Origin of the sequence: Aureimonas sp. N4 (assembly GCF_001463925.1) — a bacterium.
In the GTDB taxonomy this organism is placed as follows: Bacteria; Pseudomonadota; Alphaproteobacteria; order Rhizobiales; family Rhizobiaceae; genus Aureimonas; species Aureimonas ureilytica_A.
This window is the reverse complement of sequence record NZ_BBWS01000059.1, coordinates 65,748-87,827: the sequence shown is the minus strand read 5'-3', so window position 1 is coordinate 87,827 and position 22,080 is coordinate 65,748. Positions and strand designations below refer to the sequence as shown.

Genomic DNA, 22,080 nt, shown 5'->3' with positions numbered 1-22,080 from the left:
ATTCGAACGTTCACAACTTGGCGGGGATGATGATGTCGTCGGCGTGTTCGCGGACGTAGCGAAGACGCTTTGCATTCCGGACCACCGAGAGGACACGAAGCCCAGCCTTCACCCTTACAGCTCGCTCGCGCCATATCGGCCCTTGAAGGTGGCGCGGCGATCAAACGGCAACGGCCTCGTCGGCACCGCATGACACCTTACAGCCCGCCATCGCAAGTCCCAGGAAGAAGTCGCTGACCGAGCGATCCGGTGAGAAACCGCGCGCATCGAAGGTGCTTTCGCGGACCTGTGCGAGCTTGCCGTCCCCGACGATAGGAATGAAGCCAGAAGACCTTCAGCAGACTTGAAGAACGACGCTATTGTCTGGGTCGTTGAAGACGTTTGCAGTCATGCAGTCTCTGGCGCTTCGTGCAGCTCGCTCCGATCGATCGGCAAGCTAAATCATACCCATTGGCTTTACGTCCAAGGACCGGGACGCTTGCCTCACGCCAGCGCCCGAGCTTCGACCACGGTAGCCGTAAGTGCCGGGCACACTTTCTACTGTCGAGCACGCCAACTTCAGCGTCCGCCTCAAGGTCGCGACAAAGCTCGGCTCATCGCGGGCTCTCAATCGGCGACCCGACCCGCATCCAAAGCAGGGACACGTTGGCGCGGTAGACAGCGATGGATTCGGCATGACCATCCTCCCTGCGCATCGTGAAGGAAAACTTAGGCCTCCCAGAATGGTTCGGTCAAGCGTCGGTCATAGGCCTACGCACACCAGGACGGGGCGAGCCCCCTATGAAACCGCTCAGGCGCGCTGGCTCACACCCGTCAAAATGAACCGAATGCCTTGGTGATCGAAGTGAATGCGCCCCTCGCCCTGGAAGTAGCCAGCGACGATGCGCTCAATCAACCTCGAGCCGAAGCCGCGGCGCCCCGGCGTGACGACGGACGGTCCGCCGGTTTCGATCCAATGGAACGCGAACGCGCCATCCACGATGTCCCAGCACACGGCGACCCGACCCGTGTCGTTCGACAGGGCACCATACTTCGCTGCATTCGTCGCCAGCTCGTGGATGGCCAGCGACAAGCCAAGAGCCTGCTGGGCATTCAGCCCGAGAGGAGGCCCGCTCGCATCGATCCTGCGGTCGCCAGCCTGGTGGGGGGCGATGGAGGCTTCGACGACCTCGCCGATATCCGCTTCCTCGAAGCTCGACCGAACCAGAAGATCCTGTGCCCGTGCCAGCGCCGATATGCGGGTGAACACGGCCTCGCGGGCTTCTTCCATGTCGGTTGCCTGCCGCAGGGTCTGAGCGGTGATCGCCTGCACCATCGCCAGCAGGTTCTTCATGCGATGCGACAGCTCTTGATTCAGGACCGCCCGCGCCTCTTCGGACTCCTTCAGGGCCGAGACGTCGCGTGAGACGGACAGGATACGTTCCGGCTTCCCGTCGGCCCCGAAGATCGGGGAGACCTGAACGTCCCAGTAGCGTCGGTTGCCTTTCATTGTGTTGGCATAGCCGAGAAAACTCGCAGGCACGCCCGACCGAGCGGAAGCGACGGCGGCCTTCGCGGCGGCATTGCCCTCACCTTGCCAGAAGTCGGGCCAGGGGCAGCCGTCAATGTCGTTGAAGTCCGACACTTCCATGACCTTCTGCCCGCCCTCGCTCATGAAGACGAGATTCGCGTCGAGATCCAGGACCTTGATGCAGTCGTTCGATGACGCCAGAACGCTGCGCAGGAACTCCTTGCTCTCGCCTAAACGAGCGACGGCCTCGTCACGCCCGTCCTGCGCGGCGATTTGCGCGGTCGTCTCGTTGGCGATATTGAGGAGACCGGCGACTGCGCCTGTCTCATCTCGCACTGGTGAGTAAGCGAAGGTCCACCACGTATCCTCGGCATAACCGTTCCGCGTCATGAGGAGCGGCGTGTCCCTGAACGTCAGCGTCTCGCCGGCGAAGGTGCGAGCAACCAATGGCTCGATGTCAGCCCAAACATCCGACCAAACCTTTTGGATCGGCATGCCGAGGACATAGGGATGCTGCGTGCCAAGGATCGCAGCGTACCGGTCGTTATAGAGGAAAATGCGCTCTGGCCCCCATAGGAGGCACATGGCGTTGCCGGCGTGGAGCATCACGTCGACAACCGTTCGAAGGCTTTGGGGCCAGGTCGACGGAGAGCCGAGCGGACCGGCGGACCAGTCGAACCGTTCGATCAGATCCGACATGTGCATGGAAGCGTCGCTGCCGGTGACCGCCACCGGTTCTGCGTACATCGTCACGTGCAAGCCCAACTCTACAATGCGACCACCGTTTCCAACCCAGCCGTAACCGGACATGTAGGGTATCCGCAAGCGATCCGATAGAGGAAACCGCCCCCTGGAGCCGATACATTCCTATCGACTCGTTTGTGCCGCTCAGGATGATCCGGGCTTGATCCGAAAGCGGTCGCTCGATCTCGCTGGCGCGCGGCAGCGGTGGCCGAAAACCATCTGGTGCATTGATCTCGTTGGGAGAGGCTAGAGAACCATACGTTCTTCACCGCCTGCGGGTGGCAATGCGCCCTCTGCCAGCTCAAATCTCGCAGCAAATGCTGCCTATGGTTCGCAGGCTGGCGGCTTCATCAGGCGAAGGAGGGTTCGAGCGCCGCAGCGGCGAGAGCGAGCTTGGCCAGATAGTCCGCGTGATTGCGAAGTGCATCGGCCTTGGGCGCGACGAGACAGAGCGTGGCCGCCGCCGTGCCGTCTGGTCGGGTGATCGGCACCGCGAAGCAATGCGTGTAGCTGTCCACGATGGAGTCGAAGGTGAAATGCCTATCCGCGACGGCCTTCCGGGCCTGACTTGCGAACTCTTCGGGTAAAAGCCACTCGCCGGAGGGCAATTGGAAATCTTCGGCAGGCACCAGGGCGCGAATTTCGTCTTCGCTGAGGTGGCCGAGCAGAAGGCGGCCGGAGGCGGTCCAAGGAATGGGCGTACGCTCGCCGACGCTCGATGAGATGCGGAAGGGCCGTGAGCCTTCGCGCATCATCGCGACCGTGTACTTGTTTCCGTCGAGGAGACAGAACTGGGCGGTCTCCTGCGTTTCAGCGGCAAGGCGATCGAGCACCATCGAGACGCGGCTCGGCAGGTCGGAATGGTCGCCATAGGCCTGCCCGTAGAGGAACAGGCGGCGACCGAGGAAGACGCGCCCTTCCGTATCGGCCGCTTCCAGGACGTCGAGCTTCACGAGCGCGGCGACGATCTCGTAGATGGTCGATCGCGGCGCACCCATGGCGGCCGCGATCTCGTTGGGACGCAGCGGACGGCCCGCCTCGCGCAAGGCGTCGAGGATGTCGAAGGCCCGATCGAGCCCACGGGCTCGCCGGTTGACGGTCTCCTCCACGCGCTTGTCCATCCCTTGTCTCCGATGCTCGATCCCGCGCTTATTTCCGCTTGAAGGCCACGCAGTCAATCTCGACCTTGCAGTCCACCATCATGGAGGACTGGACGCAGGCGCGGGCCGGCGGGTGGTTCTTGAAATACTGAGCGTAGACGCCGTTGAAGCTCCAGAAGTCGCGGGGGTCGTCCAGCCAGACGCCGACGCGCACGACATCCTCCAACCCGTATCCGGCCTCGGTCAGGATGGCGATGACGTTCGCCATGGTCTTGTGGGTCTGCTCGACGATGCCGCCCGGCACGATCTCGCCATTCTCCATGGCGACCTGGCCGGAAACGTAAAGCCAGCCGTCGGCTTCCACCGCGCGGGCGAAGGGCAGCGGCTTGCCGCCGGCACCGGTCTCGCCGGCTCCGTAGCGCTTGAGGGTCATGCGTCGTGTCCTGTTCTGTCAGTTGAAACGGGAGGATTGGAGGAAGGCGGCAAGACGCTCGGTCTTGGGAGCAGCGAACATCTCGCGCGGGTTTCCCTCCTCGCCGATGCGGCCGCCGTTCATGAAGATGACGCGGCTCGACACCTCGTAGGCGAAGCGCATCTCGTGGGTGACGAGAAGCATGGTCATGCCGTCCTCGGCGAGCGAGCGCACGACCTGCAGCACCTCGGCGACGAGTTCGGGATCGAGCGCGGACGTCACCTCGTCGAACAGCATGAGGCGTGGGCTCATGGCGATGGCGCGCGCGATCGCGACACGCTGCTGCTGGCCGCCCGAGAGCTTGGAGGGATAGTGGTCCTTGCGGGCCAGGAGGCCAACGCGGTCGAGCCATGTCTCGCCCAGCGCCCGCGCTTCGTCGCGGCCCATGCGGCGCACCAGTGTCAGGCCGAGCGTCACGTTCTCCAGCGCCGTCATATGCGGAAAGAGATTGAACTGCTGGAAGACCATGCCGGTCAGCGCGCGCTGGCGGGCGATCTCCTTTTCGCTTTTGCGCTGGCGCCTGCCGTTCTGGGTGGAGAAGCCGATCTCCTCCCCGTCGATGCGGATCGTGCCGCCCTCGAACTCCTCCAGCATGTTGACGCAACGCAGCATCGTGGTTTTGCCCGAGCCCGACGAGCCGATGATCGAGATAACCTCACCGGGCTTCACGTCACAGTCGACGCCCTTCAGCACCTCAACCGGACCGTAACTCTTGCGCAGATCCCGGATTTCCAGAAGATTCGCGGTCATGGAAGCACCTTTTACGCGAGGCTCACGCGGCGCTCGACATAACGGCCGAGACGCTCGATGGCAAAGTTGACGAGGAAGTAGAGAAGCCCGGCGAGGAGGTAGAACTCGAGGCTATGGAACGCGCGGCTGATGACCTCCTGTGTGCGCAGGAGGAGCTCGGCGACCCCGATCACTGATAGGAGCGTCGAGGCCTTGACCATCTCGGCCGCCGTGTTGATCAGCGGCGGCAGAGCGAGGCGCAGCGCCTGCGGTCCGAGGACGTAGCGAAAGGTCTGCCCAAAGGTCAGGCCGATGGCTTTCGCCGCTTCCGTCTGGCCCTTATGCAGGGTTTGGAGCGCGCCGCGCGTGATCTCGCCGACATGCGAAGCGCAGAACAGCGTCAATGCCAGGACACCCGCCTGGAAGGCGGTGAGATCCAGCCCGACCGTGCCGAGGATGTAGAAGCTCGCGAGCACCAGGACGAGGACGGGCGTGCCGCGGATCACGTCGGTGTAGACGCGGGCGAGGAAGCGCACCGCACGGTTGCCGTAGGTGAGAGCGAGGCCAAGGCCGGTGCCGAGCACCGTGCCGCCGAGGATGGCCGCGAGGGAGATGGCGACCGTGGTGCCGAGGCCGTAGAGAAGCGGCCAGCGAGCGATCCAGACGATCTCGAAGAAGGACGGAGGAGCGTTCACAGGGCCTTACCTCGAAACGGCGAGCCGCGCTTCGACGCGGCGCAAAAGGGCGGCCAGGATCGAGCAGGTCGCGATGTAGAGCCCGCTTGCCACGATCCAGGTCTCGATCACTCGGAAGGTCTCGACATTGATCTTGCGCGCCTCGAAGGTGAGTTCGGGCACGGCGATGGCAGCCGCGAGCGAGGTGTCCTTGAAGAGCCCGATGAAGGTGCTCCCAAGCGCGGGCAGGACCGCGCGGAACATGACAGGCAGGATGATGCGCCGGCGGATTTGTCCTTCCGTCAGACCGATGGCGAGGCCCGCCTCACGAAGACCCTTGGGCACTCCGAGGAGCCCGCCCCGAAAGACCTCGGCCAGATAGGCCGCCGAATAGAGCGCCAGCGCCAGGACGAAAGAGTTCCCTTTCGACAGCCGCAGCCCGAGCTGAGGCAGCGCGAAAAAGAAGAAGAGGACAATCACCAGGAGCGGCAGGTTGCGGAACAGCGTGACATAGGCGCTCGCCGGAACCGACAGGACCCGCGACCGGCTGATGCGCCCGAAGGCGAGGACGAGGCCGAGCACGCAGCCGATGCCGATCGCCACGAAGGCCAGCACGAGGCTAAGGCCGAGCCCCCGCAGAAGATCGTCGAAGTTCCGCCAGACGGCGTCGAAATTGAGGGTGTATCCCATCGGGATCGCTCGTTTGCGGCGTTTGGGGCGAGGCGGTCCGGGCGCAGTAGCCCAGACCGCCGGCTCAGGTGATTACTTGAACTCGACGGGGAAGCCGATCGCCGGAGGCGGCAGATCCTTGCCGAACCACTTCTTGAAGGAGGCGGCATAGGTGTCGAACTCGACGCCCGTCATCGCCTCGTGCAGGGCCGTGTTGACGAAGTTCAGCCAGTCCTGGTCGCCCTTGGCGACGGCGCAGGCATAGGTCTGCGGGCTCCAGCCGTAGCCGGCATCCTTGTACTGTCCGGGGTTTTGCGTGACGTACCAGGCGATGGACGACTGGTCGGTGGCGGCCGCGTCCGCGCGGCCCGATTGAAGTGCCTGGTAGAGAAGGTCCTGCGACTCGTACTGATCGACGCTCGCCTCGGGCAACGCCTTATGGACGAGCTCTTCGGCATAGACGTTCTGAAGAACGGCGATCGTGACGGACGAGCCGGCCGCCTTTAGCGCGGCGTAGTCGGCGTATTGGCCACCGTCCTTCAGCATCAGGCCAACGCCCTCGCGATAGTACGGAATGGTGAAGTTGACCTGCTGGGCACGCTCACCGGTTACGGTCATGAACTGGCAGGTCATATCGACCTTGCCGGTCGTGATGTTGGGGATGCGCGCATCGGAGGACTGGTTGACGAACTCGACCTTCTCCGCGTCGCCGAACAAAGCCTTGGCAACGATCTTAGCCATGTCGACGTCGAAGCCCTGAAGCGTGTCCGACGCGTCCTTGAAGTGCCAGGGCGCATTCGTCGAGCCGGTGCCGACGACGAGCTTTCCGCGCGCCAGGACGTCGTCGAGCTTCGCCGCCGACGCGGCACCGGGGAAAAGAGCGACGGAGGCGGTCGCCATAAGCCCGAGAACTACTGCCTTCACATCCATTGCCATTTTCTCCTACATTGTCCGCTATAAGGGACATCTGACCGCAACAGCGGATTGCCTTATTTGTGGACGTGCCTTGATATTTGTCAACTGACTTTTAAGCGCGATCGGAAAACAGGATCTCGAGACCCCGACGGTTGTGGCCAATCTCGCAAAGGCGCTGCACAGTGTCCCGAGGAGACATGGCCATCGGCCTCGGCAGGGCTTGCCGGCGGCCTCCATCAAGATCCACAAGCTCTCGAAGGCGGCAAAAGGGCAAATCGCAGCCGAGGTTGCCGGGATCACGTGCCGCAAGATCGGGGATGTCGAGGCGCTGCCGAGCGAAACGCCCGAGATCGCGGACGTGCCCCTCACCGACCGGATGCTTGGGGCGTTGAAGTTCGCGCGGCTGGTGGCGCTTGCAAGACGCGTGCGCCGGACCACCGTGCCCGGCAGCAGCGCGATCTTGGACGGCCTCTCGGCGGCCTTTCTGGGCGACGCGCAGCCCTTCTCGTGCTCTGGCCGAGCGCGGCACCTTCGGACGCCTTTGCGGCGTCCAGTCGCCTGAGGAGGGTGCCACCCTCTCCCGGCATGTCGCCGAAGCGCCGGGGCTCGCGTTTGGCGGGTTGATGACCTATCTCAGCGCCGCCGGCGGCCAAGCCGCAGCGATGGCGCTCCGCGCCGACAGCGGCGCCGCCGAGTCCCGGCCGCATCCATGCTCGCAACAAGTCGATCCCGATTAACGGGTGGTATCGAGCCCACCCTCATACAGCGCAAATGCTCGCTGCGATCTCTTCACGGCCTGCTCGGCAGTTCAGAGCCGTCTGTTGCCGTAGATGTAGCCCAAGCCGACGGAACGAACGGATAGCGTCCGGAACACCAGAAGAAGGTACCCTTCGACCGTGGAGCTGAACACGCCTCGCCCTTCGGAGATGCTGCCGAGAAGGATCGCGAAGGCAAACATGGCGCAGATGGCGGATTCGGGCGTGCGATGCCGGAATGGAGCGACGAAGGCCATATAGGCCAAGGCCGATAGGTAGGCAGTCAGCCCCAGCACGCCGCCTTCGCCGAACGCCAGAATATAGGCGTTGTGAGGCTGTCGAATCGTGCCCCACTCTTCCAGCATGTAGAAGAGTGCCATGACCGTTCTGGATTCACCCGAGAAGGAGCCTGGCCCCAAGCCTATGAACCAGTTTTTATAGGCTTCCTTCAGGTATGCCGACCAGATCACAGTGCGTCCTGTCAGGGTCGGATCGCGCCCCAGAGACTGCGTGATATCAGCCCAGTAAAGTAGCACGAACGCGACGAGGGCTGCCACGCTGGCGATGATGATGGTTGACGCGATCGGCGCGGTGAAACGGGAGCGTAGGATCGCCTTCACCAGCGCCATGTAGCCAATTGCACCGATCGCGATCGAAAACCCGCCCATCGATCCGGACATGACGAGACAGGCGGCGGCGCCGATGCCCAAAAGCGCTGTTCGCAGGCGTCCGATAGTCGGATGAAACGCGTAAGCACATAAGAACGCGGACATGGCAAAGTAGCCGAGCGTGTTCTTCTGAGTGAAAACGCCGATCCAAACCATTTCTCCGCCATATGCGGAAACGCCGACAGCGGGATTGAGAACGGACATCGCGATAGACGCGAACACGATCAGCAACAATATATGTGTCAGGACGAAGGCGACGGCTCTGGGCGTCAGCATAGTGGCCGAAACAAAGGCGCTCAGGAACATCAGCAGCCAGAAGGTGACGGATCTGACGGAGATCAGAAGGTTGTCGCCCAAGAGCCCCGATATGATTCCGATGACCAGAAACGGTGCGAAAGGCAGGAACGCGCGCAGCGGCGCGCGATACGGCTCCCGCAACAAGCAGAGGCCGGACGCGAGCGATATGGTCCCCCAGACGAGGTATCGGAACGGAGTTCCGAACGTCTGCTGACCTTCGAGCGAAGCCGAGGCGGCATTGAATCCGCCCCAGTACCAAGCGCCACTAAATTGAATGATCGACAACACGATCAGAAACTTGAAGATGCCCCGCTCAAGGAAGGCACTGGCCGTGCGATCGAAGCGACTGTCGATCGAGTGGTATTGGACATTCACCATGCCGGACGTGCAATCTCATTGGCGCGTTGGTTGCGAGACCCAAATCTCAAACGGGATGCCGTCGGCTTTCGGATGGTCATAGCGGGCCTTCGGTCTCCGTCACGGGCTGCACTCACCTAACTCAAATCCACTCCAGAACGGTATGGTTGATTTTCGATGTCGAAAGCGGCGGGGTCATGTTTTCTGGTGTTTGAGCCGGTCAGGCTGAACCGCACCTGATCGGTGCTGGAGTCGATCAGACCATCCAGGAACTTGAGATCCTTCGCTTTGTCGCACCGATAATGGCTGGATCAGCCACGTCATGCACAAAGCTGCGGACCAACGCTTCCGCAACCTGTCGGCTTTTGCGCTGATCGAACCCCTCCACTGCGACATAGAAGTCAACGTGTCCCTCGTGATCAGCGGCTTAAGCATGTGCAAACTGCGTCGCAAGCGGTTCGAGAGTGGAAGGACACCGACGAATATCATCGTACGATGCTTCACTCGTGTTACGCGCCTTATTATACCAACGGTTGTCGAATTTGACTCGTATGGGATTCCCAATCGGGTTGTGATCTGAATGATAGTGGCAAACGGAGGTTTGCCATGGCGAGGCCCATTCCGCTTCGGACCGACTTTGATGGTCGAGGCTTGCGGTGTCTGGCGCGGGAGACCAAGGACGCAGCCCAAGCCCGGCGTCTTTTGGCGCTGGCAGCGATCTACGAGGGCGGCTCGCGCAGCGATGCGGCCCGGATCGGCAGCGTGACGCTTCAGATCGTGCGTGACTGGGTGCTGCGGTTCAACGAGCGCGGTCCAGCCGGGCTCGTCAACGGTAAGGCGCCGGGCAGTCCTTCCAAGCTGAACGATGCGCAACGCCTGGCCTTGGCGAGGATCGTCGAGAGTGGCCCGATCCCGGCTGTCCACGGCGTCGTGCGCTGGCGGCGCAAGGATCTTGCGCGGTGGATCTTCGAGGAGTTCCACATCTCTTTGGACGAGACCACGGTCGGCCGCGAACTGAAGGCGCTCGGCTTTGCCAAGCTGTCGGCGCGTCCGCGCCACTATGCGCAGAACGAGTTCGAGGTGTCGGCTTTCAAAAAGACTTCCCCGTCGAACTGGGGGCCATCCAGGCGCACAGCTCCCGCCGGGCACCGACATCGAGTTCTGGTGGGCCGATGAAGCCCGTATAGGGCAGAAGAACAAGCTCACCCGCCGCTGGGACTGGCGCGGCACGAGGCCGTCGGCGCCACAGGACCAGCGCACCATGTGGGCCTACATCCTCGGCGCGGTCTGCCCGAAGAAGGGCAAGGGCGCCGGTCTCGTCCTGCCCTACTGCGACACCGCGTCGATGAACCAGCACCTGGCGGAGATCTCGCTCGCCGTCGATCCCGGCGCCCATGCCGTGCTGATCCCGGACCGCGCCGGCTGGCACATGACGCAAAAGCTCGTCGTGCCTGCCAACATCACGCTGCTCTTCCTGCCGCCGCGTGCGCCCGAACTGAACCCGGTGGAGAACGTCTGGCAGTTCCTACGCGACAACTGGCTCTCCAACCGCGTCTTCACCGACTACGACGACATTGTCGCCCACTGCTGCGACGCCTGGAACAAGCTCATCGAGCAACCCTGGAAAATCATCTCCATCGGAATGCGCGATTGGGCACATCGGTTCTGATCAGCGCTCGTTGGTATCAGACGAGGGGCTGGCCCAGGCATCGTTCAGGTCTTTCGAACACTGCATCGCCGGGTATGGTCATTATCTCCACGAGCCCGGCAACGTATGTTGGAGTTCGAACCGGTCGGGTCGAGACGGGAACGGATGCCCATTCGAGGCGGAACCTCCTGAAGCGGCGCTTCCCATGCCCGATCCAACGAGATGAGGAATATCCCATGAAGAAGCTCGGCTTCCTGTCATTCGGCCACTGGTCGCCCTCCCCGCATTCGGGCACCCGCTCGGCCGCCGACACGCTGCTTCAGTCCATCGATCTCGCGGTCGCAGCCGAGGAACTGGGCGCGGACGGCGCATATTTCCGGGTCCATCATTTCGCACGTCAGCTCGCCTCACCCTTCCCGCTTCTGGCGGCCGTCGGCGCGAAGACGAGCCGCATCGAGATCGGCACCGGCGTCATCGACATGCGCTACGAGAACCCGTTCTACATGGCGGAGGATGCGGGCTCGGCCGATCTGATTGCGGGCGGGCGCCTACAGCTTGGCCTCAGCCGGGGCTCGCCTGAGCAGGTCGTGGATGGCTGGCGTCATTTTGGCTTCCAGCCAGCGCCCGGCGAAAGCGACGCCGATATGGGCCGTCGCCATGCTGAAGTGTTGCTCGAGCTGTTGAAGGGCGAAGGCTTCGCCCAGCCGAACCCGCGCCCGATGTTTCCCAATCCGCCCGGTCTTCTGCGGCTCGAGCCCCATTCGGAGGGCTTGCGCGAGCGCATCTGGTGGGGCTCAGCCTCGGACGCGACGGCCGTCTGGGCCGCTCAACAGGGCATGAACCTGCAAAGCTCGACCCTCAAGGCCGATGAGACCGGCGAGCCCTTCCATGTCCAGCAGGCGCGGCAGATTCGGGCCTATCGCGAGGCCTGGAAGGACGCCGGTCATGCGAGGACGCCGCGCGTCTCGGTGTCGCGCTCGATCTTCGCCTTGGTGAACGATCAGGACCGGGCGTATTTCGGTCGCGGCGACGGGGCCGATCAGGTCGGCGTGATCGACAATATGCGCGCCGTGTTCGGGCGCTCCTATGCGGCGGAGCCGGATCGACTGGTCGAGCAGCTGCGAGCCGACGAGGCGATCGCCGAGGCCGATACGCTGCTTCTGACCGTGCCGAACCAGCTGGGCGTCGCCTATAATGCTCACGTCATCGAGAGCATCCTGAAACATGTCGCTCCCGCTCTGGGCTGGCGCGGCGGCCCGGCCGCCGGCCCCGAGGCGAAAGCCGCCTGATACATCCGTTCGAAAGACGCCGGGTCCGCTCGGCGTCTTTCGCTTTCACCCCGAGTCCCATGCTGGCGTGATAGCCGGGATCGCGGGCCAATTGTTCGCCTTAGGCTGATCGTCATCAAGCCTTCGTGTTGCACGCCGCGAAGTCCCAGTGCATGGCGTTGGGACGACTTGCTTCCCCGTCGAATTCTGATTTACGTAACTCACGGCTGCATCGCAGCTTGTCGGGTGGTTATGGGAGTGGCCGCTCGCGCCGGGGAGGAACGGTGAATGTCAAGGCTTCGGGAGGGGAGCGGCGGCGCTGCGCGCGGTCGCGGAAGCACGCATGTGCTGCTTGGCGGAGCGCGGTTCTGTTGAGCGCGCTCGCTGCGTCCCGGTCAGGTTCGCCCACCCCAGCCATTGCGGTCGAAGGCCTGGCGAAATCCTTCGGCCCGGTGGAGGTGCTGAAGGACATCAGCTTCGATCTCCGCCCCGGCGAAGTTCAGGCCATTATCGGTGAGAACGGCGCGGGCAAATCCACGCTCATGAAAGTCCTCGCCGGCCACCTCCAGCCAAGCGCCGGGCGAGTTCTGATCGAAGGCGCGCCAGTGCGGCTTGGTGGCCCGGCGGAAGCCGAAGCGCGCGGCATCGTTCTCGTTCATCAGGAAATCCTGCTCGCGCCCGATCTCACCGTTGCGCAGAACATTCATCTCGGACGGGAAGTCCGAAAGGGCCTGGTGCTGGACGACCGGGCGATGAATGCCTCCGCCGCCGAGGCGTTGGCCGGGCTCGGCGCGGCGATCGATCCGCGCGTCGCGGTACGCTCGCTTTCCATCGCGCAGCGCCAGCTGGTGCAGATCGCCCGCGCGCTCAATGTCCCCCATCGCGTCGTGATCTTCGACGAACCGACCGCTTCGCTGACGCCGCATGAGACCGAAGCCCTGCTCGCGGTCATCGAACAGATTCGCGAGCGCGGTGTCGGCGTTCTCTACATCTCGCACCGACTGCCGGAGGTGAAGCGAATCGCCGATCGCGTGACGGTGCTGCGCGATGGGCGGCTCGTCGGCACCCAGGATGCTGCCACGCTGGAGCCGGCCGACATGGCCCGGCTGATGGTCGGGCGCGACGTGTCGAAGCTGTATCCCGATCGTATCGCGCCGGCCGCCGGCGCGCCGGTTCTCGAGGCCAAGGACATCCGTGTGCCCGGCTATGTCCGCTCGGCCAGCTTCACGCTGCAGAAGGGCGAAATTCTCGGATTTGCCGGGCTCGTGGGCGCCGGGCGCACGGAGCTTCTGGAGGGATTGCTCGGTCTTCGTCCCTCTGAAGGGTCCGTCACATTGGACGGGCGTCCCGTTCGATTTCGCGATGCGCGCGCCAGCATGGATGCCGGCATCGTCTATCTCAGCGAGGATCGAAAGGGCAAAGGGCTCCTCCTCCAGCAGTCGCTGCGCACCAATCTGACGCTGGCGGCGCTGGATCGCTTCACGCGCGGCCCACTTCTCAGCGCGGCTCAGGAGGAAGAAGCGCTGAGCGAGGCCTTCCGCGAGTTCGATATTCGCGCGCGAAGGCGTGATCTCCTGGCCGGGCAATTGTCCGGCGGCAATCAGCAGAAGCTTCTTCTGGCGAAGATGATGCTGCTGGCCCCCCGCATCGTCGTCATCGACGAGCCGACACGTGGCATCGATATCGGCACCAAGGAACAGATCTATCGGTTCATCGCGCGGCTGGCCGAAGAGGGAAAATCGGTCATCGTCATCTCCTCCGAAATGCCCGAACTGATCGGCCTGTGCGACCGCATCCTCGTGATGCGCGAGGGCGTGATCGCGGGTGAGGTTTCGGGCGCGTCCATGACCGAGCGTGACATCGTGATGCTGGCGACCGGCGCTGGCGAGGAAGAGGCTGCGCTCGCGGCCGAGGGAACGAGCCTATGAGCGACGCCGCCACCACGCCGGCACAGACTCCCGCGCCGCGCCGCGAGATCGACCTGCGCGCCGTCGCGCCCTTCGTCGCGCTGGCCGCGCTGCTCGTCTTCGGCGCGTTGCTGAACCCGAACTTTCTCGGGATCGACAATCTCACCAATGTCGTCACGCGCTCGGCCTTCATCGCGATCGTCGCGATCGGCGCGACCTTCGTCATCTCGGCGGGCGGGCTCGACCTGTCGGTCGGCTCCATGGCGGCCTTCGTCGCCGGCACGATGATCCTTTTCCTCAACGCCGCGCCCGTGGAGGGCGCGGTGGGGATGATCGCGCTCGCCATGGCCATGGCGCTCGGGGTCGGGGCGCTGTGCGGGCTGGCGAACGGGCTGATCGTGACGCTCGGGCGCATCGAGCCCTTCATCGTGACGCTCGGAACGATGGGCATTTTCCGCGCCTTGACGATCTGGCTCGCCGAGGGCGGCTCCATCGCCATGGCCTCGCGCGACCTGCGCGCCGCCTATCGCCCGGTCTATTTCGGCAATCTCTTCGGCGTGCCGATCCCTGTCGTCGTCATTCTCGTTGTCGCCGCGCTGGGCGCCTTCGTTCTCTATCGCACGCGATTCGGCCGCCATGTGATGGCGGTGGGCTCCAGCGAGGACGTGGCGCGCTATTCCGGCATCAAGGTCGATCGCGTCCGCACGATCACCTACATCATTCAAGGCCTGTGCGTCGCCATTGCGGTGCTCATCTACGTGCCGCGCCTGGGCGCGGCCACCGCCACGACGGGCCTTCTCTGGGAGCTTCAGGCCATCACGGCCGTCGTCATCGGCGGCACGGCGCTGCGCGGCGGCGTCGGTCGGATCTGGGGCACGGTCTGCGGCGCGCTCATTCTGGAGCTCGTGGGCAATATCATGGTCCTGTCGAGCCTCGTCAGCGAATATCTCATCGGCGCGGTTCAAGGCGCGATCATCATCGTGGCGATGCTGATCCAGCGCTCGCTCGCCCGTCGCTGACGCGAAGACTTCGGCGCGTGGCGAAGCCGGGGCCGGCCGCACGCAAACGGGAGAAGGCCCCGGACATCGGGAGGAGACCCACAATGAAACGCATCGTCGCGAGCCTTGCCGCACTCGCCGCCCTGTCCGTAGCACACGTCGCGCTGGCGCAGGAGAAGAAGGTCATGGCCGTCTCGATCCCGGCCGCCGATCATGGCTGGACCGGCGGCGTGGTCTACCATGCCGAGCGTGAAGCCAAGATGCTCAAGGAGCGCTATCCCGGCCTCGAAATCATTTTGAAGACCTCGCCGGACGGCGCGGCGCAGGCCAACGCGTTGGAAGACCTGACGGCCCAGGGCATCGACGCGCTGGTGACGCTGCCGCACAATTCGGACGAGCTGACCGATCCGATCCGTCAGGTCAAGGACGGCGGCGTGTTCGTCACCGTCGTGGACCGCGCCCTCTCCGACCCTGCGATTCAGGATCTCTATGTCGCCGGCAACAATCTGGAGCTGGGCAAGGTCGCAGGCGAATATATCAAGGATCGGATGAAGGATGGCGGCGACGTCGCGGTCATTCGCGGCCTGCCCATCGTGATCGACGAAGAGCGGCAGAAGGGCTTCGACGAGGGCATCGCCGGATCGAAGATCAAGGTCCTCGACCGTCAGTTCGGCAACTGGTCGCGTGACGACGCCTTCAAGGTGATGCAGGACTATCTCGCCAAATACCCCAAGATCGACGCGGTCTGGGCACAGGACGACGACATGGTGGTCGGCATTCTCGAGGCGATCGAGCAGTCCGGCCGCAAGGACATCCAGTTCGTGGTCGGCGGCGCAGGCATGAAGGACATGATCAAGCGCGTGGCGGACGGCGACAAGATGGTGCCGGTGGACGTGCTTTATCCCCCCGCCATGATCGCGACGGCCATGGACCTGACCGCGGCCGGCCTTTTCGACCAGAACCCGGTGCGCGGGAAATACATTCTCGACGCCACGCTCGTGAAGAAGGACAACGCCCAGGAATTCTACTACCCGGATTCTCCCTTCTGAGCTGTCGAACAACCTGACAGGACAAGCGAAGGGGCTTCAACGCGGCTCCTTCGCCGCCTCTAGTCCATCCAACGCCCATGCGGTCCACGCCTCGTTGACGATCCGTCTCCGTCGGCCTAGCTGCGCGGCTCGTGGCCTCGTGCCATGAAGCCGCAGCGATCCCCATTGGAGACTGATCGGATGAAGCTCTATTACAAGCCCGGCGCCTGCTCGCTCGCGCCCCATATCGTCGCCTGCGAGGCGGGTCTGCCGGTCGATCTGATCTCGGTCGATCTGATCCAGAAGAAGCTGGACGATGGCGCGGACTATTTCGCCGTCAATCCGAACGGCTATGTCCCCGCGCTCGACATCGGAGAAGGCCCCGTCCTCACAGAGGCCTCGGTGATCGTTCAGTATCTGGCGGACCAGAAGCCGGAAGCGCGCTTGATGCCGCAGGCAGGCACGGTCGAGCGCTACCGCGCGCAGCAATGGCTCGCCTTCGTCGCGACCGAACTTCACAAGCAGTTCAGCCCGCTTTTCAAGCCCAACACGCCCGATGCGACCAAGGACATCCAGAAGGAGCTTCTGGCCAAGCGTTTCGCCTTTTTGGACGAAGCGCTCGCTGGCAAGACCTATCTGATGGGCGAGAGCTTCACCGCCCCCGACGCCTATGCCTTCACGGTGCTGAGCTGGGCCGACCGGCTGAAGCTCGACATGTCGGCTTTCGCGAATATCGCCCGTTTCAAGGCGGCCGTTTCCGCACGCGCCGGTGTGCAGCAGGCTCTGCGCGAAGAAGGGCTGGCCTGACATCGATCCCGGCGGTTCGCCCCGACGCGAACCGCCGGGAATGCTTCGCGATGGCAAGACACTTGGCCGTTGCGCCCACCTTCGGAAGCGGGATAGTTGCGGTTCACGACCTCAACCCGACCGGATGCGCCATGCCCGCCAAGACGCTGTTCATCGTCCAGCAGTTCGAACGGCAGGGCAAACGCCTCGTGGCCGGCCGCCAGATGGACTTCAAGACCGCTCAGGAAGCCATCAGCCGGGCAGAGCGCGACGCCGCCCGCGTGTCGGGTGTGGTGGCCATTCAGCAGACCATCGATACGGATACTGGCGAAGTGCTGGAAGAGCCGATTTTGCTGGGGCGTCACGGCGACCTGCCGGCTGAGTTCAACGACAACTGATCGCGCTCGGACGGTATGCCTGGCCTTCTAAGAACAGTTGCGAAAGCCTCCGCGCCTCTCCATCTGACATCACCGTGAGCAGGCGCGGACGCTTCCCATCGGCAGAGCCGCATCCTGGGTTCGCAGGAGTGTCGTTTGCGTTTCCCCAAGCTTGCCAGCCGCCGTATCACCATCGCTCTGTCATTGGCGCTTCTGGGCGCGCTGCTCTTGATCGCCATTCCCGGCGCGGGCCTCGTCGTGTCGTCCGGTTTGCCGGATGTCCGACAGCTCGATGCCATGTTGGACGCCTGTCAGGTCACGAGTGTCTTCGAAGCCGAGCCCCGACCCGGCGAAACGGGTGGCAAGACGGATCGTCTTCTCTGCCCGGACGCGGTCGGGCCGACGGGATTCTCCGAGGCGCTTCTGTCGGCGGTCGTCGCCAGCGAGGACGAGCGGTTTCTCGGCCATCGCGGCGTCGATGATCTCGCCGTCCTGCGCTCCCTTCTGCCGGGTTTTCCCGGCGGAGGCAGCACGATCACCCAGCAGGTCGCGCGCACGCTGTTCCTGAACGACGAACGGCTGCTTGGTTACGCTGCGCCCGGCAAGCTCCTGCGCAAATTGCGCGAATGGCATGTCGCGCTGGCGATCGAAGCCCTGCGCGACAAGCGCCAGATTCTGACGATCTATCTGAACATCGCCCCGCTCGGAAACGGCATTATCGGCTTCGATCCGGCCGCGCGCTATTATTTCGGCAAGCCCGCGCGTGATCTCGACGCGATGGAAGCGGCGACGCTTGTCGGCATGTTGCCGCAACCGATGAACCGCCAGCCGTTCAAGGAAGACATGGCCGAGGCTGCGAGCGCAGCCAACGCCGCCGACCGCGTGCTCGCCAAGATGCTGGCGCTCGGGCTGGTGACGCCGGCCGAAGCAAAAGAGGCGCAGGCCAAGGTGACGCGCGTCCTGCGCAAGGGCGCCCTGTCTCGCCCGCCGCATGAGACGCTGCTTGCGACCCTGAGGCCGATCGAATACCGCCGCGTGCGCGATTTCGCGGCGGTTCAACTCGCCGAACGTGGGCTGACCAACGAGGCCACGCGGATCTTTCTGACCCTCGATCCCGAATTGCAGGCACTGGCCGATCAGGCCACAGCCAAGCCGCCCAAGGATGCCGAGATGGCGGGCGTCGTGCTGGGGCCGCAGGCGCAGGTTCTGGCCATCTCGGGCGGCACCTATTCCACGTCGAGCTGGAACCCCGCCTGGCGCGCCAATCGATCGATCGGCTCCATCGCCAAGCCCCTGCTTTATTCCTTGGCTCTCGAGCACGCGGGCGACATGCCCAAGACATGGTCCACAGCGCCGCTGAAGGGCTACAATCCAGCCGAGCCCAACGGCGCCTGCCGCAGCGGGCTGACGCTGGAGACCTACCTGAAATACTCCTGCAACCGGCCCTTCGTATCGATCGCCGCACGCGAGCCGGGTTTGGCGACGCAGCGCGTCCTGGCCTTCGGCTGGCACGCGCCGGACAATCCTCTCCTGATCGCGACCGGCGGCGTTCATTCCAACCCGATGGATGTCGCCCTCGCCTATACGGCCTTCCGCAATGGCGGCCGTCTCCTGCGCCCGCAGGTGATTGTGGCCGCGACGGGCACGGGCGGGCGCCTGCTGGCCTTCGAGGAGCCGGACGAAGGGCGTCGGGTGCTTGCGCCCGACACGGCCAATGCCGTGCGCGCGGCACTGTTTCAGCCGACATCGGCAGGCGGCAGCGCGGCCGCCGCGCGCGGGCGCAAGCACGCGGCTGCCGTCTGGGGCAAGACCGGCACCAGCGACGATGATCGCGATGCCTGGTTCGTCGGCTCCACCGTCGGCTGGACGGCCGCGATCCTGGCATGGCGGGAAGCGCCGGGTGCCGGCCAGATGAGCGGCGGCGGATTGTCGGCGGTTCGGTTCGGCCGCATGGTGGACGCCTACTGGCCCGATCGCAACTGGACGGGAATGCGAGACGGCCGCCTGCGGAATGGTGGTGCGGCCGTTTATGGCTGGTGGGCGCACCCGCAGCGCCTATGGAACTGGCTGGCCGCCAAGGCGACGATGGTGCTCGCCATCGCGTTGCTGGCGATGGCGTTGGGCTTATTGACGGGTCACAGGTCAAAGGCCCCGACCCCACCGGCAGAAGACCCTGACCCGGACAGCGTCCGCGAGGTTTAGGTCAGGAAGCGATCTCGCGCCTCGCGCCGGTAATCATGCGCCGGGCGATCTCCCGAACGGCCTCGTCATCCTTGGTGTCGTCGCGGGCGGGGTCGCCGAGATGGCTGAGGCTGCCTTCGATATGGTCGAGAAGCCCCGGCTGACGCATCTCGACATATTCGATCAGCTTAAAGAGCACATGCTCGGCGGCAATTTCGCGGCGGCGGGCTTGGATGGCGATGTCGTTCGTCATGGTTTCCTCCTATGGGTTTTGCGCAACGCGAAAATCCCGGAAAGCACCTTGCGACCTGACGTCGCTGCCACCACGGCGGCGATCAGGGCTTGCCGTCGCCCAGCACTTTCCGGCGCGCCGCCGCCTTCCGATTGGCCCATTCGATCCGGGCTTCCTTGTTTTGCTCCGCCTGCAGACGAGCGGCCTTCAGGCGCTCAGACTTCTGCTTCACCGTCTCTTCTTGGCTTCCACGAGGTGGTTCGCTCTTGTCCGTCATCCCAGCATCCTTCCTAGTGGGAAGCTTCCCATTCTGTGAGCGTCCTACACGACAGCGCCCGCAAGCCGAAGCGTGATGGGAACAGGGTGCCCGTTCGTTCTGGCACCGCACCATTCGCATCTGCTAATGCAGGCCGGGAATGATCCGGTGACCTCTCATCGACCGCCCGCCGCCTGATGGACCTCCCGATGCAGCCAGCTTCCAATTATCCGATCTCGATGTTGCCCGGCCTGACCGGACATTCGCTCGTGCGATGCCTCGAAATCGTCGGCGCGGGGCTCGTGCGCACGCTCGAGGTGCCCTTCGGCGACGGATCGAAGGACGACAGCGGCAAGCGCAAGGCGAGGCTGGTGCCGGCCGGGCGCGTCAAGGCGATGACGCAGATCCCCGAAGGCGCAATCGCACCGGACCCGGGCGAGGACGATGCCGACCGCATCAGCCGGATCGCCTCGGCGCGCGCCGAGGAGGTTGTGCGGGTGCGCCGGATGCGCGACGGCTCCTTCGGCGGGTTCGAAGTCGAAGTGCCCGTGCTCGCCGCGATCTTTCCGACCGAGCGTCCAACACTGCTCATGGCCTTCGTGCGCCTGCGCGCGCCCAAGGGCGTTCACCAGCGCCTCGCGGACGATGAGCTCCTGCGCGATGGCGAGATCGAGCCGAGCGTCGCCTTCGTGGCCGAACGGGCCAGCGAAGCGGCGGCCAAGGCACGGGCTGGTCTCACCGCCCTCGCGGAGCGCTATTCGACCCAGTTCCAGAAGGCCACGGCCGACCTCGGCGACCCCTCCGCTTTACTGCGCGCCGCCACGCAGGCCGATCTGGAGCGTTTCGTCTTCGCCGCGCAAGGTCCGGACGAGGACGAGTTGCAGCCGCCGTTGAACAAGTGGTTCGACAAGCTGCTTAGCTCCATGCGCGCGCTGCGCCTGCAAAGCCGACGCCGCGCGAGCTTTGCAGAGGCGTCCGGCTATGATCGATATCCCAACCTCTTCCCTCTGGCCCGTTCGATCGAGCGCAAACTCCTGTTTCTGGCGGGGCCGACCAATTCCGGCAAGACCTACGAGGCCATGCGCTTTGCCATCGAGGCGGCCACCGCCGAGGTTCTCTCGCCGCTTCGACTGCTCGCGCACGAACACCGCGAGGCGCTGACGCAGGGCGGCGCGCGCGCCGGTCTCATCACTGGCGAAGAGCGCGACGAAAGCGAGGACTTCACCCATTACGCCCGCACGATCGAAACGATCGATGTGGGGCGGCGCGTCGATGTCTGCGTGATCGACGAAATTCAGATGCTGGCCGACGAACAGCGCGGCTGGGCCTGGACGCAGGCGCTTTTCGGTGCGCCGGCCGATCTCGTCGTCATGACCGGCTCACCCGACGCCATTCCCATGGTCGAGCGGCTGGCCAAGGTCCTGGGCGAGCCGCTGGAAGTGCGCCGGCTCGAACGCAAGAACGAGCTGGACGCCTGGCCCGAGCCGATCACCCTACGCGACCTCCGGCGCGGCGATGCCGTCGTCGCCTTCTCTCGCGCGGCCGTTCATGATCTGCGCGAGGCGATCGTGCCGCTCGGCCTCTCGGTCGCCACCGTTTATGGCGCGCTCAGCCCCGAGGTGCGCCGGGCCGAAGCCGCGCGCTTTCGGCGCGGCGAGGCGGATGTGGTGGTGGCCACAGACGCGATTGGCATGGGCCTCAATCTGCCGGTGTCGCGTGTGTTTCTGGCAGCGATCGAGAAGTTCGACGGCACGCGGCGTCGCAATCTCTTTCATTCCGAAATCCGGCAGATCGGCGGGCGTGCCGGCCGCTACGGCATGTTCGAGAAGGGCTGGGTCGGCGTCATCGGTGGCGGCGGATACGGCGTCGAGAAGATTCGCGCCGCGATCACGACACCGCCGAAAGAGCTTGTGGGGCGGGCCTTCGTGCGGCCGAACCGGGAAAGCGTCGCGCTGGCCGCCGAGTTTCTGGAAACCGACGATCTCGCGCAGATCCTGACCTTCCTGCGCTCGCGCATCGTCATGGACCATGCCGATCTGAAGATCGGCGACATGGACGAGGAAATCGAGAAGGCGCGCCGACTGGCCCCGGTGCGCCTGCCGCTGCTCGATCGTCTCGCCTACGCGATCGTTCCCGTCTCGCTGCGCCATCCCTGGTTCATGGACACGGTGCTGACCTGGGCCCGCGCTCATGCGGCGGGCAAGCCCGCGCCCAAGCCGCCGCTGCGCTCGGGCGACCTCCAGCGACTGGAGGACGGCGTCAATCTCGCCACCGCCTGGCTCTGGCTCGCCCAGCGCTTTCCCACCGTCTATACGGATGCCGAAGAGGTGCGCGACGGCGTCGCCGCGTTGAACGATGCCATCGAAAAGAACCTCGTCAAGCTGTCCGCCATCAAACCGCTCGCCTCGCCGGCCAAGTCACGTCCGCGCAAAAGCAGGCGCGAGCGGGATCGGGTCAAGGGCTCGGACAGCGCCGGAAAGCATCCAACAGCCAACCACGATTGAATCTT

The 22,080-nt window shown here is 64.4% G+C and carries 21 protein-coding genes; 11 read left to right on the top strand and 10 right to left on the bottom strand.

Annotated features, from left to right (window positions below; all coding sequences use genetic code 11):
- On the top strand, positions 1 to 193 hold a 193-nt coding region (locus AUL28_RS23200; RefSeq protein ID WP_210168750.1), incomplete at its 5' end, for a hypothetical protein.
- 597 nt (positions 194 to 790) lie between these two features.
- Here AUL28_RS23200 and AUL28_RS20900 read toward each other — a convergent pair.
- The 7 genes from AUL28_RS20900 to AUL28_RS20870 form a co-directional block, all read right to left on the bottom strand.
- A complete protein-coding gene (locus AUL28_RS20900; RefSeq protein ID WP_082640613.1) occupies positions 791 to 2,320 on the bottom strand; it encodes a sensor histidine kinase in 1,530 nt (509 codons plus the stop codon).
- 284 nt (positions 2,321 to 2,604) lie between these two features.
- Complete coding sequence (locus AUL28_RS20895) at positions 2,605 to 3,375, bottom strand: IclR family transcriptional regulator (RefSeq protein ID WP_062236666.1); 771 nt, start codon at positions 3,373 to 3,375, stop codon at positions 2,605 to 2,607.
- Positions 3,376 to 3,403: 28 nt separating this feature from the next.
- Positions 3,404 to 3,787, bottom strand: coding sequence for a RidA family protein (locus AUL28_RS20890; protein ID WP_062236663.1), 384 nt, complete (start codon positions 3,785 to 3,787; stop codon positions 3,404 to 3,406).
- Positions 3,788 to 3,805: 18 nt separating this feature from the next.
- Complete coding sequence (locus tag AUL28_RS20885; protein ID WP_062236660.1) at positions 3,806 to 4,576, bottom strand: amino acid ABC transporter ATP-binding protein; 771 nt, start codon at positions 4,574 to 4,576, stop codon at positions 3,806 to 3,808.
- A gap of 11 nt (positions 4,577 to 4,587) precedes the next feature.
- Positions 4,588 to 5,250, bottom strand: a complete 663-nt coding sequence (locus AUL28_RS20880; protein WP_058633469.1) for an amino acid ABC transporter permease — start codon at positions 5,248 to 5,250, stop codon at positions 4,588 to 4,590.
- 6 nt (positions 5,251 to 5,256) lie between these two features.
- Positions 5,257 to 5,919, bottom strand: coding sequence for an amino acid ABC transporter permease (locus tag AUL28_RS20875; RefSeq protein ID WP_062236659.1), 663 nt, complete (start codon positions 5,917 to 5,919; stop codon positions 5,257 to 5,259).
- A gap of 72 nt (positions 5,920 to 5,991) precedes the next feature.
- On the bottom strand, positions 5,992 to 6,798 hold the full coding sequence (locus AUL28_RS20870; protein ID WP_374701443.1) for a transporter substrate-binding domain-containing protein: 807 nt from the start codon (positions 6,796 to 6,798) through the stop codon (positions 5,992 to 5,994).
- A gap of 235 nt (positions 6,799 to 7,033) precedes the next feature.
- Here AUL28_RS20870 and AUL28_RS20865 point away from each other — a divergent pair, with 235 nt between their 5' ends.
- Positions 7,034 to 7,375 (top strand): hypothetical protein, encoded by a 342-nt coding sequence (locus AUL28_RS20865; RefSeq protein ID WP_062236653.1) that lies wholly within the window; start codon positions 7,034 to 7,036, stop codon positions 7,373 to 7,375.
- A gap of 246 nt (positions 7,376 to 7,621) precedes the next feature.
- Here AUL28_RS20865 and AUL28_RS20860 read toward each other — a convergent pair whose 3' ends face one another.
- Positions 7,622 to 8,911, bottom strand: coding sequence for an O-antigen ligase family protein (locus AUL28_RS20860; RefSeq protein WP_062236650.1), 1,290 nt, complete (start codon positions 8,909 to 8,911; stop codon positions 7,622 to 7,624).
- Positions 8,912 to 9,496: 585 nt separating this feature from the next.
- On the opposite strand from AUL28_RS20860, the gene AUL28_RS22330 reads away from it, so the two are divergent.
- The 8 genes from AUL28_RS22330 (at position 9,497) to AUL28_RS20810 (ending at position 19,104) form a co-directional block, all read left to right on the top strand.
- A protein-coding gene (locus AUL28_RS22330; protein WP_244493590.1) for an IS630 family transposase occupies positions 9,497 to 10,559 on the top strand; the annotation gives its coding sequence in 2 pieces (ribosomal slippage) (positions 9,497 to 10,018 and positions 10,020 to 10,559; 1,062 coding nt in all).
- Positions 10,560 to 10,774: 215 nt separating this feature from the next.
- Positions 10,775 to 11,827, top strand: a complete 1,053-nt coding sequence (locus AUL28_RS20840; RefSeq protein WP_062236638.1) for an LLM class flavin-dependent oxidoreductase — start codon at positions 10,775 to 10,777, stop codon at positions 11,825 to 11,827.
- 350 nt (positions 11,828 to 12,177) lie between these two features.
- Entirely contained in the window at positions 12,178 to 13,734 is a 1,557-nt protein-coding gene (locus tag AUL28_RS20835) for a sugar ABC transporter ATP-binding protein (RefSeq protein WP_062236636.1), read from the top strand.
- Positions 13,731 to 14,732, top strand: a complete 1,002-nt coding sequence (locus tag AUL28_RS20830) for an ABC transporter permease (RefSeq protein ID WP_062236633.1) — start codon at positions 13,731 to 13,733, stop codon at positions 14,730 to 14,732. Before AUL28_RS20835 ends, AUL28_RS20830 begins: the two co-directional genes overlap by 4 nt.
- An 83-nt stretch (positions 14,733 to 14,815) precedes the next feature.
- A complete protein-coding gene (locus AUL28_RS20825; protein ID WP_062236630.1) occupies positions 14,816 to 15,760 on the top strand; it encodes a substrate-binding domain-containing protein in 945 nt (314 codons plus the stop codon).
- A 180-nt stretch (positions 15,761 to 15,940) separates the two neighbouring features.
- Positions 15,941 to 16,546: a glutathione transferase GstA gene (gstA, locus tag AUL28_RS20820; protein ID WP_062236627.1), complete on the top strand. Its 606-nt coding sequence runs from the start codon at positions 15,941 to 15,943 to the stop codon at positions 16,544 to 16,546.
- A gap of 131 nt (positions 16,547 to 16,677) precedes the next feature.
- Positions 16,678 to 16,923: a hypothetical protein gene (locus tag AUL28_RS20815; protein WP_058601055.1), complete on the top strand. Its 246-nt coding sequence runs from the start codon at positions 16,678 to 16,680 to the stop codon at positions 16,921 to 16,923.
- Between the two features lie 135 nt (positions 16,924 to 17,058).
- Positions 17,059 to 19,104, top strand: a complete 2,046-nt coding sequence (locus tag AUL28_RS20810) for a transglycosylase domain-containing protein (RefSeq protein ID WP_062236625.1) — start codon at positions 17,059 to 17,061, stop codon at positions 19,102 to 19,104.
- Position 19,105: 1 nt separating this feature from the next.
- Here AUL28_RS20810 and AUL28_RS20805 read toward each other — a convergent pair whose 3' ends face one another.
- Positions 19,106 to 19,336 (bottom strand): hypothetical protein, encoded by a 231-nt coding sequence (locus AUL28_RS20805; protein ID WP_058601057.1) that lies wholly within the window; start codon positions 19,334 to 19,336, stop codon positions 19,106 to 19,108.
- A gap of 82 nt (positions 19,337 to 19,418) precedes the next feature.
- A complete protein-coding gene (locus tag AUL28_RS22875; RefSeq protein ID WP_156420116.1) occupies positions 19,419 to 19,592 on the bottom strand; it encodes a hypothetical protein in 174 nt (57 codons plus the stop codon).
- A 188-nt stretch (positions 19,593 to 19,780) separates the two neighbouring features.
- Here AUL28_RS22875 and AUL28_RS20800 point away from each other — a divergent pair, with 188 nt between their 5' ends.
- Positions 19,781 to 22,075, top strand: a complete 2,295-nt coding sequence (locus AUL28_RS20800; protein ID WP_192843507.1) for a helicase-related protein — start codon at positions 19,781 to 19,783, stop codon at positions 22,073 to 22,075.
- The last annotated feature ends 5 nt before the right edge of the window (positions 22,076 to 22,080 follow it).

Excerpts from the sequence above, each read along its gene's own strand:
- AUL28_RS20875 (WP_062236659.1), bottom strand. The coding sequence starts at position 5,919 with ATGGGATACACCCTCAATTTCGACGCCGTCTGGCGGAACTTCGACGAT.
- AUL28_RS20860 (WP_062236650.1), bottom strand. The coding sequence starts at position 8,911 with ATGGTGAATGTCCAATACCACTCGATCGACAGTCGCTTCGATCGCACG.
- AUL28_RS20805 (WP_058601057.1), bottom strand. The coding sequence starts at position 19,336 with ATGACGAACGACATCGCCATCCAAGCCCGCCGCCGCGAAATTGCCGCC.
- AUL28_RS20885 (WP_062236660.1), bottom strand. The coding sequence starts at position 4,576 with ATGACCGCGAATCTTCTGGAAATCCGGGATCTGCGCAAGAGTTACGGT.
- gstA (WP_062236627.1), top strand. The coding sequence starts at position 15,941 with ATGAAGCTCTATTACAAGCCCGGCGCCTGCTCGCTCGCGCCCCATATC.
- AUL28_RS20825 (WP_062236630.1), top strand. The coding sequence starts at position 14,816 with ATGAAACGCATCGTCGCGAGCCTTGCCGCACTCGCCGCCCTGTCCGTA.
- AUL28_RS20900 (WP_082640613.1), bottom strand. The coding sequence starts at position 2,320 with ATGTCCGGTTACGGCTGGGTTGGAAACGGTGGTCGCATTGTAGAGTTG.
- AUL28_RS20895 (WP_062236666.1), bottom strand. The coding sequence starts at position 3,375 with ATGGACAAGCGCGTGGAGGAGACCGTCAACCGGCGAGCCCGTGGGCTC.
- AUL28_RS20890 (WP_062236663.1), bottom strand. The coding sequence starts at position 3,787 with ATGACCCTCAAGCGCTACGGAGCCGGCGAGACCGGTGCCGGCGGCAAG.
- AUL28_RS20815 (WP_058601055.1), top strand. The coding sequence starts at position 16,678 with ATGCCCGCCAAGACGCTGTTCATCGTCCAGCAGTTCGAACGGCAGGGC.
- AUL28_RS20840 (WP_062236638.1), top strand. The coding sequence starts at position 10,775 with ATGAAGAAGCTCGGCTTCCTGTCATTCGGCCACTGGTCGCCCTCCCCG.
- AUL28_RS20800 (WP_192843507.1), top strand. The coding sequence starts at position 19,781 with ATGCAGCCAGCTTCCAATTATCCGATCTCGATGTTGCCCGGCCTGACC.
- AUL28_RS20870 (WP_374701443.1), bottom strand. The coding sequence starts at position 6,798 with ATGGCGACCGCCTCCGTCGCTCTTTTCCCCGGTGCCGCGTCGGCGGCG.
- AUL28_RS20830 (WP_062236633.1), top strand. The coding sequence starts at position 13,731 with ATGAGCGACGCCGCCACCACGCCGGCACAGACTCCCGCGCCGCGCCGC.
- AUL28_RS22875 (WP_156420116.1), bottom strand. The coding sequence starts at position 19,592 with ATGACGGACAAGAGCGAACCACCTCGTGGAAGCCAAGAAGAGACGGTG.